General features: G+C 58.1%; 12 protein-coding genes. 7 read left to right on the top strand and 5 right to left on the bottom strand.

From position 1 onward, the window contains the following. Nucleotides 1–377 precede the first annotated feature (377 nt). On the top strand, nt 378–1,190 hold the full coding sequence (lgt, locus tag VGM18_00940) for a prolipoprotein diacylglyceryl transferase (protein ID HEY3971535.1): 813 nt from the start codon (nt 378–380) through the stop codon (nt 1,188–1,190). Here the strand turns inward: lgt and VGM18_00935 are convergent. Continuing rightward, nucleotides 1,187–3,370 carry an acyltransferase family protein gene (locus tag VGM18_00935; GenBank protein ID HEY3971534.1) on the bottom strand — a complete coding sequence of 728 codons (2,184 nt, stop codon included), beginning with the start codon at nt 3,368–3,370 and terminating at the stop codon, nt 1,187–1,189. The two genes, lgt and VGM18_00935, sit on opposite strands and share 4 nt — an antisense overlap. Before the next feature lie 60 nt (nt 3,371–3,430). Here VGM18_00935 and VGM18_00930 point away from each other — a divergent pair, with 60 nt between their 5' ends. From VGM18_00930 to VGM18_00915, 4 genes are all read left to right on the top strand, one after another. Continuing rightward, nucleotides 3,431–4,456, top strand: a complete 1,026-nt coding sequence (locus VGM18_00930) for an RluA family pseudouridine synthase (GenBank protein HEY3971533.1) — start codon at nt 3,431–3,433, stop codon at nt 4,454–4,456. 76 nt (nt 4,457–4,532) lie between these two features. Continuing rightward, complete coding sequence (locus tag VGM18_00925) at nt 4,533–5,558, top strand: VWA domain-containing protein (protein ID HEY3971532.1); 1,026 nt, start codon at nt 4,533–4,535, stop codon at nt 5,556–5,558. Between the two features lie 57 nt (nt 5,559–5,615). Beyond that, entirely contained in the window at nt 5,616–6,047 is a 432-nt protein-coding gene (locus tag VGM18_00920) for a DUF3052 domain-containing protein (protein ID HEY3971531.1), read from the top strand. 2 nt (nt 6,048–6,049) lie between these two features. Further along, nucleotides 6,050–7,108 (top strand): Gfo/Idh/MocA family oxidoreductase, encoded by a 1,059-nt coding sequence (locus tag VGM18_00915; GenBank protein HEY3971530.1) that lies wholly within the window; start codon nt 6,050–6,052, stop codon nt 7,106–7,108. 111 nt (nt 7,109–7,219) lie between these two features. Here the strand turns inward: VGM18_00915 and VGM18_00910 are convergent, their stop codons facing one another. The 3 genes from VGM18_00910 to VGM18_00900 form a co-directional block, all read right to left on the bottom strand. Then, entirely contained in the window at nt 7,220–8,329 is a 1,110-nt protein-coding gene (locus VGM18_00910) for a pyridoxal phosphate-dependent aminotransferase (protein ID HEY3971529.1), read from the bottom strand. A 76-nt stretch (nt 8,330–8,405) separates the two neighbouring features. Beyond that, nucleotides 8,406–11,858: a choice-of-anchor D domain-containing protein gene (locus tag VGM18_00905; protein ID HEY3971528.1), complete on the bottom strand. Its 3,453-nt coding sequence runs from the start codon at nt 11,856–11,858 to the stop codon at nt 8,406–8,408. A gap of 196 nt (nt 11,859–12,054) precedes the next feature. Then, on the bottom strand, nt 12,055–13,194 hold the full coding sequence (locus VGM18_00900; GenBank protein HEY3971527.1) for a VWA domain-containing protein: 1,140 nt from the start codon (nt 13,192–13,194) through the stop codon (nt 12,055–12,057). Nucleotides 13,195–13,392: 198 nt separating this feature from the next. Between VGM18_00900 and VGM18_00895 the strand changes: the two genes are divergently transcribed. Both VGM18_00895 and VGM18_00890 read left to right on the top strand, forming a co-directional pair. Continuing rightward, the gene (locus tag VGM18_00895) at nt 13,393–14,772 is read left to right on the top strand and encodes a VWA domain-containing protein (protein ID HEY3971526.1); all 1,380 of its coding nucleotides are present in this window, start codon (nt 13,393–13,395) and stop codon (nt 14,770–14,772) included. Nucleotides 14,773–14,941: 169 nt separating this feature from the next. Further along, entirely contained in the window at nt 14,942–15,529 is a 588-nt protein-coding gene (locus VGM18_00890) for an ADP-ribosylation factor-like protein (GenBank protein HEY3971525.1), read from the top strand. Between the two features lie 80 nt (nt 15,530–15,609). Here the strand turns inward: VGM18_00890 and VGM18_00885 are convergent, their stop codons facing one another. Beyond that, on the bottom strand, nt 15,610–15,756 hold the full coding sequence (locus tag VGM18_00885) for a hypothetical protein (GenBank protein HEY3971524.1): 147 nt from the start codon (nt 15,754–15,756) through the stop codon (nt 15,610–15,612). Nucleotides 15,757–15,957 lie beyond the last annotated feature (201 nt).

Raw genomic sequence — 15,957 nt, 5'->3', positions numbered from 1 at the left:
AAGTGCCCAGCTTTTGCCTAGCATCCAGATTGAAAGCTGGCCTGCCGGGTTGGTGATGGCGGTAACCGATTTTTGAACCAATGCTGAATGAACGGGGGCTCGACTCGAACTAGGATCCGGTGCGCAGCGCTCCGCCATGCGGAGATGCCTAAAGGGTCTCGGCGGGTTCCCAACGTCTACCGACGGGTTCATTCTCGGCCCGTCACACGGCTTAGTGGGTCGGCTTGATTTTTTCTGGTTGAGCGTGTGTGGGGACGGACGCACTCGTCCCTCCAGGTTTTGATCTTGAAGTTTGTTCTTACGCCTCGCCCTTCAGTTTCCCAACCTGCTAAACTTGATGGCGTAGCTAATCCTAGGCTTCACGCATCTAACAAACTGTGTTCCCACAACTATTTCACCTGGGGAAATTTTTCCTCCCGACGTACGGATTCCTGGTATCGCTGGGCGTCCTGATTGGTCTATGGATCAGCGTGCGCAACTCCGAGCGCATGGGGATCGACGGCGACAAAGCCTGGAACCTGGGGATTCTTGTCGTGCTCTGCGGGATTGTGGGAGCGAAAGTACTCTACGTCATCAACGAGTGGAGCTACTACTCCGCGCACGTAAGCGAAATTTTCAGCATCAATACCCTGCAGGCGGGGGGAGTTTTTTCCGGAGGGCTGCTGGCTGCATTCGCGGCCGCGGCTTGGTATGTGCGCAAGCATAACATGCCGGCGCTTGGCACCTGCGATTGTTTCGCCCCGGGTCTCGCGCTGGGCCATGCGATCGGCCGCATTGGCTGCTTTGCCGCGGGATGCTGCTACGGAAAAGAAACCCACCACTGGTGGGGCGTGACTTTTCATAATCCGTTGGCGAACTCGATCACCGGGACGCCTCTGGGTGTGCCTCTTGAACCTACCCAGTTGTTCGAGTCCGCAGTGCAGTTCGCTAACTTCCTGTTTCTGATGTGGCTGCTGAAACGCAGAAGCTTCGACGGTCAAGTCTTTGGGGCATTCATGTTTATCTACGGCGTGGCCAGATTCTTTCTCGAGTATCTGCGCGACGACCCCGGCCGCGGCTCGGTTTTTGGCGGAGCCATGACGGGTACCCAGTTAATCGCAATTGGCTTGGTGCTTGCGGGAGGATTGATTTGGTGGTTGCGGCCTGGTTCGAAGCAGGTGCCTGCCCAGGTAGCGAGCGCCACTCGTTAGCGCGTATTTGAATCCGCAGGACGCGGGCCGTCCGCAAGACCTCCCAGGCTGTCAACCACGAACTTTTCGGCGAGATATTCAGACCCTGCGGCCGAGAGATGATTATCGTCCCGGTAAAGAAGATGCCCGTCGCGCATCGCATAACAAGCCGTGCCATCGCACAAGGAGGGGAGCGGATCGAACACTCGCAATCGGCTGAATTCTTTCTGTATATCAAAAATCACCGCTCGGTAGGCACGAGCGCGTGCATCGACCCGAGCGCGCTGTACACCGCAGAGCGGGCGAACGCGCGAAAACAGGGAGACTGGGCGCGGGAGGCATGATCTCGGGTCGAAGCCCAACTCGGGCCAATCGAGAAATAGCACTATTTGTTTTCCGGACGCAGAGAGGCGTGAGATGGTGTTTTGCAAGGCGGCTGCAAACACCTCGGTCTGGCTGGAATCCTTGGCAGCGCCATCCCATGAAAGCGATTCAGGCAGGCCGGGATCGTCGCCAAACAGTCGGCCCGTAATGTATATCGGCCAGTGCGCTGAAATGATTACGGTGCGAACCTTGGGGGTGGAAATGGCAAAGTCAAGCATCCGATTTACGATCGGCCTGCAATCCCGTTCGGCACGCGCCCCGAGCGCATAGCTCTCGGTGTCGTAAAACGGCACGCATCCCGGCTCACCGAGATTCATCACGACTTGCGAACGCTGCGCATAGGCGGCGGCGACGCCGCGATAAAGAGCGCCCGCATGCGAATCGCCGATGAGAAGAATCTCCGGAGGCGTCGCGGCCGAGATGCGGCAATAGCCCAGCTTGGCGATCCCGACCGTACGTAAACAGCCGGGCGTAGTAGCTGTATCGGGTTGTGCCCAACCAAAATCAACGGGAAGATTCTTGAACCTGCCGCCAAAGCCGTCCTCACTGTGGATGGTGTACCCCGCGCACAATATCATCCCTGAGGCCAGAACCAGCGCTGCGCTCTTCATCCAGGTTTTGCGGCCGAAGCGAATGGGAGATTCTACGAAGCGCCACGTCGCCCACGCCAATCCCATGCTGAGAACCACGGCCGCGATCCTGGAGGCCCAAGACAATTCCTCTCCACGAATCATGCGGGCAAATGACAGAATTGGCCAATGCCACAAGTACAAGGGATAGCTGATGAGTCCGACGAAGACCGCGACCCGGTTGGACAGAAAGATGCGATTGATCGAGGCGGAAGGCCCCGCCACGATCAGCAGTGACGCGCCGCCCACGGGAAGCAGCGCCCACCATCCTGGAAACTCATAGGCATGCACCAGCAGCAGAGCCAGTGCGATCAGTGCGGTGCCAGTCGCGGACAGAATATTCGGCAGTAACCGACTGGCAGCCAAACGACGCCGAAGCTGCGGCCGGAACATGTCGAAGTAGGCCAGCACACCACCGATCCACAACTCCCAAAAGCGCGTCTGCGGCAGGAAGAAACTGGACGCGGCGTCGCGGTGGACTTCCCAGACATTCAGGGAAAAAGAAATCAAGACGAGAGGCGTCAGCACGGCGAGCACGTTCAATCGCAAGCGCCACGCGGCCCACAGCAAGAACGGGTAGGTCAAATAAAACTGCTCTTCAATCCCCAAAGACCAGAGGTGCATCAGCGGTTTCAGGAAAGACTTGGTATCGAAATATCCAGCTTCCCGCCGAAGGATAAAGTTTTCGATGTAGCCGGCTCCGCCAAAAATATGTTTGCCCAACTGCGCGTACTCGCCTGGGAAGAGAAAAAACCAGCCGAAGACAGCACTCGCGCCCAGAACGACCAGGAGAGCGGGAAAGATGCGCTTGATGCGGTTGGAATAAAACGCCGCAAAGCTGAAACTGCCGCGCTGGAAGCCTTTGAAAATGATGCTGGAGATCAGAAAGCCGGAGATGACGAAAAAAATATCCACGCCGACAAATCCGCCGGGGAGTATGGCTGGGAAGGCGTGAAACATCACGACGGGAATAATGGCCAGGGCGCGAAGGCCGTCGATATCGGGGCGATAGGACGGATGGTCGCGCAGGTCCCGCGTGAAAGGACGGGTGAGATCAGTCGCTGGATTGCTTGGTGCGGAAACAGATGCGGTTTCACCGTTTACGGGAACGTTGGCTTCGCGAACGTTGGTTTCGCGATCCGTGCTTTGGCGTTCATTGTTTTCGCGAACGTGGGAACTGGAAGACAATCAGCTAAACCTCAGGCCGCACCATTTTACAGAAATTGTGTGTAGTATCTTTCGCAGCGGATGCCCAAAGCATTTCCCATTCACATATCGGTCGCTCTGGAAGACGCGGGGCAGCGCCTGGACCAGTTCCTTACCACGCGACTTGGCGAGTCGGTGAGCCGCGCCCGGGTGCAGGAATTGATTGCAAACGGAAAAGTGCTGGTGAACGACACTGCGGCGAAGCCTTCCTTGAAGCTGCGTGGCGGCGAACGCGTAAGTGTACTCGGCCAAGCCGAGCGGCCTCCGTTGCGCGCGATCGCCGAGGAGATACCACTCGACATCGTATATGAAGATGCCGACCTCGCGATCATCAACAAGCCCGCCGGAATGATGGTTCATGCCGGCGCGGGTGCTACGGACGACCAGCGAAATCGGGGCACGCTGGTGAACGCGCTGCTGCATCATTTCGCGAGCCTGTCAACCGTGGGCGGCGAGATGCGGCCGGGCATTGTGCACCGTCTGGACAAAGAGACCAGTGGACTTATCGTGGTGGCGAAGAACGATGAGGCGCATCGCAAGTTGGCAGCGCAGTTTGCCCGCCGCGAAGTGAAGAAGACTTATCTTGCGCTCGTACATGGCTGGCCCAAAAAAGATCGCGGAACCATTTCGGCCAGCATCAGCCGTGACCGCGTGCGACGCACACGCATGACCACCCGCGGCACGGGCGGTCGCGATGCGGTCTCTCACTACAACGTAGTCCGCCGGCTGGACACGATATTCGGCAAGTTCGCGCTGGTCGAAGTGAAGATCGACACGGGCCGCACCCATCAGATTCGCGTTCACATGGCATCGCTAGGGCACGCGGTCATGGGCGATGCGCTCTATGGGGCGCCGCGCGAGATGCGCGCAGGCGGCGGGCGCGGTAAGGGAGAAGCGGTTTCGATTTCGCTGACGCGAAATTTCCTGCATGCAGCGCAGCTGGAATTGGCGCATCCGCGGACAGGCGAAACGATCGAACTCCAGAGCCAACTGCCGCCGGAGTTGCAGGCCGTCCTGGGGACCCTTGAAAAACACACTACTCCCAGCGTTTCGCCGAACAGGCGATGAGCGATGGGTGGGAGTTTTGCGGGTTAAGATATCGGGCGGCCAGATATAATACTCAAATCAGGTGAAAACTTTGGGGATGAAATTAGTTGCTGGTTCGGGACTGGCTCTGCTATTTCTGGCGGGCAGCGCGACAACGCAGTCGGCGAGCGCGGTTTCGCCTGCTTCAACCGCGGCTTCTGCGCCGGCGCAGCAGGCACAGTCTTCGAGCCCTCCGGCGGCAAGCACGACAGCCGGGAACCCGCAAACTCCGGCGGACGATTCCCTCCCGACGATCCGCACGACGACAAACGAAGTCAACGTGGTATTCACGGTGACCGACAAGCACGGGAAGCGCATCACCGACATGAAGGAGAACGACTTCCGCGTGATGGACGACAACAAGCCGCCGCAGGAAATTCGCAGCTTTCACGCTGAGACGAACCTGCCGCTTCAGGTCGGCCTGTTGATCGATGCCAGCAACTCCGTGCGCGACCGCTTCAAGTTCGAACAGGAATCCGCCATCGAATTTCTGAACCAGACGATTCACTCCTACAAGGATCACGCCTTTGTGGTCGGTTTTGACGTTACGCCGGAGGTTACGCAGGACTTCACCGACAACACTGAATTGCTCGCGCATGGAGTGCACGAACTGCGCCCCGGCGGGGGCACGGCGCTCTACGATGCGCTCTATTTTGCCTGCCGTGACAAATTGCTGAAAGCGCCGAAGTCGGAGACGGTGCGGCGCGCCATCATTTTGCTTAGTGACGGCGATGACAACCAGAGCCACGTTACTCGCGAGGAGGCCATCGAAATGGCGCAGCGAGCCGAGGCCGTCGTCTATACCATCAGCACGAACGTGAGCGGGACCAAAGGGGCGGGCGACAAGGTGTTGGAGCGCATTGCCGACGCTACCGGCGGGCGGCCATTCTTCCCGTTCCAGATTCGCGATGTGGCCAACGCGTTCGCCGAAATTCAAGAGGAACTCCGCAGCCAGTACGCCGTTTCCTATAAACCGGCGGACCTCAGAGCCGACGGGCACTATCGCACTATCGAAATCGTTCCCAACGATCGAAAGAATTTCCATGTGCGCTCCCGGCGGGGATGGTACTCGCCGACACAATAGGCTTCCCGTTCTCGGCTTCCGGCTTCCGGGGCGCGCCTTTTTGAGAACCGCAAGCTCATGCCTGGATATTCAGGGGCGCCACTTCCGAAAAAGCTGGGGATCAAGGCTGGATTCCGCGTGTGCCTTTTCGATGCACCGGTCGAAGTTTGCGAAGAGTTGAGCGCTGAACTTGGCGGCTGCGAAACTGTGGGCGACAACAAGACCCCTCTCGACTTTGCAATGATCTTCACGAAATCGAGAGCGCCGCTGACCAAGGAATTTAAGCGAATCGCGCAGCAACTGGCGCCCGCCGGAATGCTGTGGGTCGGCTGGCCCAAGAAAAGTTCGGGCGTGGCCACCGATCTGGACGAGAATATGGTGCGCGAGATTGGCTTGGCGACAGGATTGGTCGACGTGAAAGTCTGCGCTGTGACCGAGATCTGGTCGGGATTGAAATTTGTGCGGCGTTTGAAGGATCGCAAACAATCTGCTCGCCGGGAGAAAAAATAAACATGGTACGAGTGGGCTTGATCGGATTCGGTCTGGCAGGACAAGCGTTTCACGCGCCCGTCATTCGCGGCGTGAAGGGCATGGAATTGGCCTGCATTCTCGAGCGGCATGGGAACAACGCGAAGGCGAAGTATCCGGAAGTGCGAGTCGCGCGGACGCTCGACGAGATGCTTTCCGATAAAACTATCGGCCTGATCGTAGTGGCCACCCCGAACGATTCGCATTTCTCGTATACCAAGGCCTGCCTCGAAGCCGGACGCGACGTTGTCGTCGACAAACCTTTTACGCCGACCATGGCAGAAGCCGAAGCCCTAGTGCGCCTTGCCGCGGAACGCGGGCGGATCGTAACGGTCTATCAGGATCGCCGGTGGGATGGCGAGTTTCATACGGTGAAACAGATTGTGAAATCGGGCGCCCTAGGCGCGGTGGCAGAATACGAGGCGCGCTTCGACCGGTTTCGTCTCGAATCCAAACCGGGCGCGTGGCGTGAGAAACCGGACCACCCCGCGGCCGGCGTGCTCTGGGATCTGGGGCCGCATCTGATCGATCAGGCGCTGGTATTGTTTGGCACGCCGGAGACGATTTGGGCTTCGGCATTCTGCCAGCGGCAGACTTCGCAGGTGGATGACGCCTTTGATGTGCACATGGAATATCCGCATCTGCGAGCGACGTTGCGCGCTCGCATTATTGCGTTCGCTCCCGGGCCGCATTTGCTGATTCATGGCACAAAAGGATCGTTCATCAAGTCCGGAATGGACCCGCAAGAAGAAATTCTGCGCAGCCCGAATTGCCCCGATGGAAAGGATTGGGGAGAAAACTGGGGTGTGGAAACTGAAGACCGTTGGGGCACGCTCAGCCTGGCGAACGGGGAAACCCGCAAAGTGAAGACGGAACGCGGCGACTATCGCGGCTTCTATGCCGATGTGCGAGACGCGATCGAGAAGAAGACTGCGCCGGATGTAACGCCCGACCAGGCTCTGCGCACGATGCGCGCGCTTTTGCTGGCGCACAAGAGCAGCCGCGAAGGGCGCAGGGTTCTGTGGACGGAAGCGCCGGAGTAGCGAGGTTATCTGGTCAGTGATCAGGGGCGAGTAAGTCGTTCACTTCAGTTGCCTCATTCAGACATCAACATCAAAAGCAGCGGACAGGAGTGTCCGCTCCACATAAAAAACCTAGCTCTTCATTACTTTTTGGAATGCCGCCTGGAAGCGTTCCATTTCCGATTGCGTGCCGACCGTGATACGCACACATGTTGGCATGATTGGCCAAGTGCGGCCGATCAGCACGTTTTCTTTCGCCATTGCGTCGCGCACTTCTTTGCCGGGGCGCTTGGTATCGAGCAGAAAACAATTCGATTCAGAAGGAATATATGAATAGCCGTTACGATCGAGCCACTGAAGCGTTTGCTGCCGAATGGTGGCATTGATGCGGCGGCGATTCGCAACCAGCGTTGAGTCCTTCAGGCTGGCAGTTGCGCCAACGATCGCCGTCACAGGCATGAAGTTCTGTCCTCCGCGAGCGATTACTTTCTCAAGCAGGTCGGGACGCGCAACCACGAATCCGCAGCGCAGACCCGCCATTCCGTAAGCTTTCGAGAAAGTGCGCAACACAATCACATCTTTGCCGGCCTTGACCAGATCGAGCGAGGACGGCGCTTCGGTTAGATGGATGTAGGCTTCGTCGATGAGAACGATCGAGTCCTTCGGCTTGTTGGCTACGAGATATTCAATGTCGGAGTGCGGGGTCAGCGTGCCGGTGGGATTGTTGGGATTACAAATATAGAAAACTCCGGCATCGGGACCGGCGGCCAGCATGGCCTTGACGTCGTGCGCGTAAGTTTTCGTTAGCGGAATTTTGACTACGCGTGCTCCAGAGATCGACGACATCATCATGCCGGTCTCAAAACAAGGGTCTGCTGTGACGTAACTTTTCTGGGCGGACGTATAGGCCAGCACGCTCAGGCACAACGGAGGCGTCGAGCCCGCTGTGGCGTAAATAAACTCAGGCTTGAGTCCCTCGATCTGGGCGAAAATACTGACCAGATCGTCGGTGAGGTTGTCGGAATAGCGCCCGCCCAACGGGACGATGGCGGCAATGGCGTCGCGCGCTGCCTGGCAGGGGCCGAGCGGATTCTCATTCGAATCGATCAGCACGGCATCCGCCGTGTGCGGCCGGCGCCGAGACGCCGCGGCCAGCATGGGCTCGGTCATCCCTCGAAACGCAGCCGCCGCAGACGCAGCCGCCGATAAGTGCAGGAACGAACGCCGTGAGAAGCGGGGCATGGGAACCCTCCAGAGAGGGAGTGTATCAGGCCCCTGGGCCATGCTGCGAAGTCCGATTTTCGCGAACCGACATCTGCTATTGGCCGCTTCCGCTCACGCTGATGGTTTGTACGTTCGGGTTCGTGGAATCTGTAAGCGTGACCGCGCTGGCGCGAGTTCCGACTGCGCTGGGCGTGAACGTCACCGTGAATGTGCACTTGGCCTTCGCCACCAAAGTCGCGGTGCAGGGCGTCGAGCCGCCGGGAACGGCGGCGTAATCGCCACTGCCGGTAATCGTTGGGCTCAACGATGTGGACAGATTGTTGGTGATTGTCACAGTCTGCGCCGCGCTGGTTGTGCCTACGGTTTGCGCTGCGAACGTGAGCGACGCAGGCGCGAACGATAATGGCAAAGCGGCAGTGCCTTTCACGTCGAAAATCTGCTGACCAATCGGAGCGGTATCGCTCATGACCACCGCGCCACTCAGGCTACCGTTCGCTCCGAAGGCTGGAGAGAAAGTAACGCTCATGGTGCAACTCTTGTTCGCATTCAGGATGAGGGTGGCAGCGCACGGAACCGTCCCAGTGCCGGTGGCAGAGAACTCGCCGCTGGATGCGATCGAGGTGAGCGTCAGCGCGCTGGCGCTCACGTTCTTCACGGTCACAGTTTTGCCCGCGCTCGTCGTACCCACAGCCTGCGTGGTGAAAGTCAGGTTGGCCGGGGTGAACGTGAGGGGTGCGGTGCCGCCTCCCGAGCCCGTTCCTGTAAGGGTTACCAGTTGCGGACTGAAAGACGTGCCGTCGGTAATCGTGACTGCTCCGTCGATCGAACCGGCTGCCTTCGGCGCAAAGGTAACTGCGATGTTGCACTTCCCCTTCGACGCCAGCGACGAGCCGCAGGTAGTCCCGCTTGAGCTGATCGCGTAGCCGCCGCTCGCCGCAAAGGAAAAGCTCAGAGTCGAAGTCTGATTGTTGGTCAGAGATACGATTTTCGCGGCAGAAGTTGTGCCGACTGCCACGGTACCAAACGCAAGCGTGGCCGGGCTGATGGTAAATGGCAGGTTGCCTGTGCCGCTGAGCGCAACCGTCTGCGGGGAATCCGGCGCACTGTCGCTGATCGCCAACGATCCGGTGATCGCTCCGCTGACGGAAGGCGTGAAGGTGACGTTCACTTTGCAGGTCGCACCCGCCGCCAGGCTCGAACCACAGGTCTTGCTCGCGATCGCGAAGTTGCCGGTAGCCGCAATCGAGTTTACGGTCACCGAAGAAGGGCTTGTATTCTTCAACGTAACAAGCTTCGATGCGCTGGTGGTGCCGACAGATTGTGCAGTGAACGAAAGGCTGGCGGGAGACGGCGTGACGATGGGAGCGTTCGCGACGGTGAACGGCAGGAATCCAAAAGCGGCGCAACTCGCGCCCGTGGGAAAGTCTTCGACGTAAACCTGGAACGCGCCGGGCGTTGCAATCTGCGCCGCCGTTACTGTCACACTGAGCTGCGTCGGGCTGATGAACTTCACGGCCGGATAAGTCCCCGCGACCGAGACTAGAGTGGCGGCACTGAATCCGGTTCCATTGAGCGTGAGAGTGAAACTGGGTCCGCCTGGAACCGTGGCCGCCGGGCTCAGACTGGATAGCGTAAGCGGTGCGGCGGTCGTGTTGTAGTCGGCGGTGACCAGCACTTCGTCGGTCACAGTCAATGGTTCCGCGGAGGAAGTTCCGGTCAGATCGTATTGCCAGCCAGTAAACAGCCAGCCCGAGTTCGGAGTTTCAGTAAAGGTCAGCGCATCGCCGGAAGGATAGAAGCCGTCTCCGGTCGGCGAAATCGGACTTACGTTGATCGCGCCGCCGCAGGTCTCGTTCGCGTAGTCCGTTACGTAGAACTCCGGCGTGAGGGTCGCCGTATAGGTCGTGCTGGTTGCCGGCAAGGTCACGCTGTCCGCGGTCGTAGTGGTACCGTCACTCCAACTCGAAAAACGATACCGGCCGTTCGAACTGTAAGGGTATTCGAGCGCATCGACGCTGAGCGTGTGTACGCTGCCCGCAGTCCATCCAGAATCGTAAAAAGCCGAAAAGTTTTTCGGCGCGTAGGAGAAGGCACTGTCTCCGTAGACATAGAGATTCGAGCTGAAGGGATTGGGGCTTACATTTACGCTGTAGACGGGGTTGGGCGAAAACTCGACAGTCGTATTAACCGTTAGCCCTGTGTCGGGAACGTAGAACGTTTTCGGATTCGCTCCGAGACCTCCGGGAAGCCAGAAAGGAGAGTTGTTGAATTCGTAGAAATTGTGCCCCGAGTTCGGAGATGCAGTCAGCATGACCTGCTGCCGCGCGGTATAGAAGAGCAGCGACGATCCCGAATAACTCAGCGGTGCGGGCGAGGACGTCACGGTTCCCGTGCCCATCGGGTAGATGGTCGCCGCATACGGGACGAGTTGAATGAAGTTTGCCGTATACGTCGTCACTGCCGGGGAGGTTGCTGGCGTGGCTTCTTCCCCATTACCGGGAAGTACGGTGATGCTGTGGCTTGAAGCAGTCGCATCGTTCCATCGCCCGTAGGTGTAGTAGAACGTCGTGGGCGTTGTACTGTTGACGATCTCTCCGGCCTGACTTTGCACGCCCGACGGAATATCGAGCGTATGCGTCGAATTCGCCGGCCAACTGTAAACCTGCGGCGTGGTTACGGTCACGCCGTCGACGATCACCTGTAGTCCGGCAGGATTGCTGGTAACGGTCACCGAAGTTGGTGCATTCCCGTAAAGACGCTCAATGCCATCGATATCGGCAGCCGTATAGCCGGCTTGGTTCGAGAGTGGAATGCCGCCAGGAATCGATTCGACCGCCGGACCTCCGTTCCGCGAGAAGGAGAACGCCGGATACTCCATGATCGACGCGTAGTCGAAATATGTGCCGAAGGTCTGGGCGTTGTCGTAGATCTGGTTGAAGTTTCCGATCGATCCCTTGATCAGGTTTCCGTAGTTGACCGAGACATAAGCGTTGCGGTCGGGGCGCGACTGCTCGTGCCATAGGCCGAGTGTGTGTCCCATCTCGTGCAGGATCGTGGCCAAGGTACAGACCCCGGACCCGCCCACTTGCTGCTCACCGCCCGCGCGGCCGACCACGGTTTCACACTCCCCACTGAAATTGTTGGGGTCGAAATTAAAGTCTACGAAGTCGGCCTGGCTGGTGCGGGCGACAAACTGGATATTGGAAAACGTCCCGTTGAATTGCGCGATGGCAGCGTTCAGATTGGTCAAGTCGCCGCTCGCGGAGTCAATGATGTAGGGAATCTGATACTGGCTCCCCACTTTTGGCCAGAGATACTGCGCATAGTCGATTCCAAAAGAAGGAAGCGCACGCTGCGGATCAATGGGATCGACCTTTTCCAGCACGATGTCACTTTGGAATATCGCCTTGCCATTCTTCACCGTGTAGGTCACGGGCATGCCGCGATAGAGGCCGTGGCGAATCTGCTGGGCGGATGCGGAAGTGACGGCGAAAACAAGAACAGTGGAAAGCACGGCGCAGACGAGGCGCAAAGACTTCTGTGGCAAGACAGACCTCCGGAGGGGCGACCGGGGGAGGGCCGTTAGAGTCTGGCGGGTTAGGGGGATAGTGTCAAGGTGAAGAAATTTGCACGTAGGACCAGGTGTAGGGCGGATACTTCTACGCGACTCGGAAATTGAAACACCAAACCAACTTGAAAAGCAGCGGGCAGGAGCGCCCACCTCCACACAAACCAGAAAACCGCTATTCTTGGCTGTGGCCGGCGTAGTAGCCGGCTCGGGCCTGGATCTTGTAGCCCTGCTTATTCTTGATTTCTAACTTGCGGTAGGAGCCGTCGAGTTTGGTGTTGGTTGGGGTGTAGCCGATGTTGTACTGGCTGCGCAGTTCGGCGGCAATCTGGTCGAAAGCGTCGCGCAGCTTGTCGAACTTGTTGCCTACGTTGATTACGCGACCGCCGGTCGCCTCGGTAAGTTTGCGCATTTCGCCTTCACCGGAATAGAAACCGCCCTGCGAGCCGTAGAATCCTCGATCCGCGCACAGCAGCACGTAAACGATTGCGTCCGCCTTCTGCGACGCCTCGATGGCATCGCGAATCTTCAATTTGCTGCCCTCGTCCTCGCCGTCGGTGAGCAGGATCATCGCCTTGCGCCCGGTTTCCTTGGCCAGCATGTCATGCGCAGAGAGATACACAGCGTCATAAAGAACGGTGCCTGGGGAATAAGCCGTAGGTACGGGACCGCCGCCGGCGCCGGGAAGCGTAGGCATGGTTACCCCGGAATTGATTCGTACGCTGTTCATCGCGCTTTGAAGGCGCCGAACATCGCGGGTGAAGTCCTGCACCAGGCTGGAGTCGACGTTGAAGTCGATGACGAAGGCCTCGTCTTTGTCGGTGAGAATTTGTTTCAGGAAAGCGCCGCCTACTTCCTTCTCCATGTCGAGAACCCGAATCTGACTGCCGCTGGAATCGATCAGGATACCGAGCGTGAGCGGCAGGTTGGTCTCGGCAGTGAAATATTTCACGGTCTGCGGCGTGCCGTCTTCCGCAATCGTAAAGTCGTCTTTGGTCAAATTCGGCATGAGTGCACCGTGCTTGTCTTTGACGTTAAAGAAAAGCTGCACGATATTAACGTTGACTTTAAGGGTTTCGGTGGGCTCCTGCGATTCATCGGATTTTTGGTCGGGCTTGCCCTGCGAAGAGCCGGAGGCCGGTTGTTGACCCTGCCCGGTTGATTGCCCAGAAGACGGCGTCGGCGAAGGCTGCGGCGTGGAGGATTGCGGCGAAGCTGCCTGAGGAGCCGACTGCTGCGCCAACACCAACGAGGCTGCCGCGAAAAAGGCCAGCACAACCATGACTCGGGGGAGGAAAATGTAGAACTTAGGCATCCAATCTCTCGCGTCCCTGGGATAGTGATAGTCTAATCCTTAGATGCACCAAATGGCATGGGCTGGGCATCTTAAAGGCAGAAACATGGATTTTTCGCGGAATGGGCGTTGGCGAGCGTGTTTTTTGGAGGGGCAAGGCGAGCGATGGCTCTGGTAAACGGTAGTAGAACATGGCGAATCGCCCTAGGTGGCGGGCTGATGGCTCTGGCCATGCTACTTGCCGGGTCACAGGCGTTGCTCCACGCGGAGTCTGCGGCAGCCCAGACACAGTCTCAGCCGCCGGCCAACTCGCCGCCTCAAGGCCAACAGAATCCGGGGCAACAAAGTCCGGGCCAACAAGGTCAAGACATTCCTGACGCGCCATCGACGGTCCAGCCGCCGCCGAAGGAGACTCTTCCGGCGTCGGTGCCACCTGCGCCGGGACGGACGAACGAACCGATCCCGTTCCCCGGCGACGCTCCGCAGCAACCCAACAATCCAAGTCAAACCCCAGGTCAAACCATGGAGGAGAAAACCGAGCCGCCTTCGACTTCGCCTGCTCCGTTGAATACGTCCCCGAACCCCGGAAACCTGCCCAGAAACCAGATCAACCCGAAAGACGATTTATACAAATTGAGGGTGAACGTCAACTTCGTTCAGATTCCAGTGATGGTGAAGGACTCGAACGGACGCCGCGTGGATGGCCTGCTGCCCAAGGATTTCACAGTGCGGGAGAACGGAAAGCCACAGACGCTAACCTATTTCACCAGCGATCCCTTCGAGCTTTCGGTGGCACTGGTCATCGATACCGGCATGGCAGACGTTGCCCTGCAAAAAATCGACCAGACGTACTCTGCGCTGGCGGGAGCCTTCAGTCCTTACGACGAAGTCGCCCTCTATACCTACAGCAGCACGGTTAGTCAGGTCAGCGATTTCTCCAAGAGGCCGGAAAAGCTCAGCACTGCGCTGAATGAAATGAAAACGGTGCGCGGGCACAATAACGGTCCGCCGATACTGGGCGGCCCACTCGGCCCTCAAGGACCGACTGTCAACGGAGCGCCGGTGGGCAGCGGAGGCGTCGAACCGGTTTATACTCCGCCCCGGGAAGCGCACGTTCTGAACGACGCCATTCTGCGCGCAGCGCTGGACTTGGGCAAGCGCGAGCGGACGCGCAGAAAAGTTATCTTCGTCATCAGCGATGGCCGGGAGCTGGGCAGCAAAGCCAGCTATCGCGATGTGCTACGCCTGCTCGAGACCCGAGACATCCAGGTCAGGGCGGTCGTCGTCGACAGCGGTTCGTTGCCGGGATACCGCCAGTTGAACAAGTTTCATCTGCCGGGGCAGGGCTACAGCAACATTCTTCCCAAATATGTAGCCGCAACTTGCGGCGAGACCGATCTGGACCGGCTCTCGCGAAATGGTATCGAAGACGCTTACGCGCAGATGACCAACGACGCGAGAAATCAATACACTTTGGGCTATACCCCCAAGCCTGTAACCACCGCCTCGGCATACCGAAGTATCGAAGTACTGGTCGACAAAAAGGGGTTGAAAGTGGGCGCGATGGATGGATACTACGCCATTCCGGTGGCCCATTGATCGGTCAATTTCTCTTCGCTATTGGGGCGATCTCGCTCGTCCCTGAGTGCGGGGGGTCACCTGAGTAACCTGCGTGCGGCCCTGCCGTGTGATATAAAGACCCCGAGCCTCCATTAGGACATTGTTGTGCGCGGCTGCCCGAAGGGCGTGCCCGTATTTGAGGAAAGCCTTGAGTTTCATCAACTTCGCAGCCCGCGAGATCAATTGCAAGATCGTGTACTATGGCGCCGGATTAGGTGGCAAGACCACGAACCTTCAGGTGATCTATCAGAAAACGGCGGACCAGCAGAAGGGCAAGATGATCTCGCTGGCCACCGAAACCGAGCGTACTTTGTTTTTCGATTTTCTTCCGCTTGACCTCGGATCGGTGCGCGGTTTCAAGACCCGCATTCATCTCTACACGGTCCCCGGCCAGGTGTTTTACGATGCCAGCCGCAAGCTGATTCTGCGTGGCGTGGATGGCATCGTGTTCGTCGCCGACTCCCAGGAGCAGCGCCAGGATGCCAACGTCGAAGCCCTCGACAACCTGATGTCGAATCTGAAAGAGCATGGCTACGACTTCAACAAGATTCCCTACGTGCTGCAACTCAATAAGCGCGACCTGCCAAACATTCTTCCCGTCGATTTGCTGGCCACCGAACTCCGCAAGAAAAATGAGACTATCGTTGAAGCGGTTGCCTTCCAGGGCGTGGGAGTCTTCGAAACCCTGAAAGAAATCGCCAAGCAGGTGCTGACGGAATTAAAGGCCGGCGGCTAACTCCTCGGAAAGAGGAGATTTGGCGAGGCTCTTTTTGAAAAGCGAATCGTTCTTACAGGCGCTTTCGCGCAACCGACCTTCTACGGTCCCGCCCGCTCCTTTACGACCTCATTGTGTTCTTTGTTGCCAAGGAGCGTCTTCTTGAGAAGGCTGTTCATTTTGCTCAATACCCAGAAGATCGAGACCAGAAGAACCGCGATTACGAACAGCAGAAATTGGATGGACATTTTCTAGCCTCATCAGGACCACGAGAATAAGCGGCTAATTTTCCCCATTCCACGCGAATAACTGTGGGATGTCAATGCGTTCGGTGATGCGGGCGATTGTTTGTTTCAAATTCTTCGTATTCTGAATTGAGCGGGCCCGGAGGGCGAACCTGCCGCCGCCACCTTTTCCGCATCGGTTCGGCTAAAATGGCTGCCGTCGTT

Source organism: Candidatus Sulfotelmatobacter sp. (assembly GCA_036500765.1).
In the GTDB taxonomy this organism is placed as follows: Bacteria; Acidobacteriota; Terriglobia; order Terriglobales; family Acidobacteriaceae; genus Sulfotelmatobacter.
Note: the sequence above shows the minus strand (reverse complement) of the source record. Positions and strands in the feature narration are given on the sequence as shown.

What these genes read in the sequence shown, in the direction of transcription:
- VGM18_00930 (HEY3971533.1), top strand. Translation starts at nt 3,431, where the DNA reads ATGCCCAAAGCATTTCCCATTCACATATCGGTCGCTCTGGAAGACGCG.
- VGM18_00925 (HEY3971532.1), top strand. Translation starts at nt 4,533, where the DNA reads ATGAAATTAGTTGCTGGTTCGGGACTGGCTCTGCTATTTCTGGCGGGC.
- VGM18_00920 (HEY3971531.1), top strand. Translation starts at nt 5,616, where the DNA reads ATGCCTGGATATTCAGGGGCGCCACTTCCGAAAAAGCTGGGGATCAAG.
- VGM18_00915 (HEY3971530.1), top strand. Translation starts at nt 6,050, where the DNA reads ATGGTACGAGTGGGCTTGATCGGATTCGGTCTGGCAGGACAAGCGTTT.
- VGM18_00910 (HEY3971529.1), bottom strand. Translation starts at nt 8,329, where the DNA reads ATGCCCCGCTTCTCACGGCGTTCGTTCCTGCACTTATCGGCGGCTGCG.
- VGM18_00900 (HEY3971527.1), bottom strand. Translation starts at nt 13,194, where the DNA reads ATGCCTAAGTTCTACATTTTCCTCCCCCGAGTCATGGTTGTGCTGGCC.
- VGM18_00895 (HEY3971526.1), top strand. Translation starts at nt 13,393, where the DNA reads ATGGCTCTGGCCATGCTACTTGCCGGGTCACAGGCGTTGCTCCACGCG.
- VGM18_00885 (HEY3971524.1), bottom strand. Translation starts at nt 15,756, where the DNA reads ATGTCCATCCAATTTCTGCTGTTCGTAATCGCGGTTCTTCTGGTCTCG.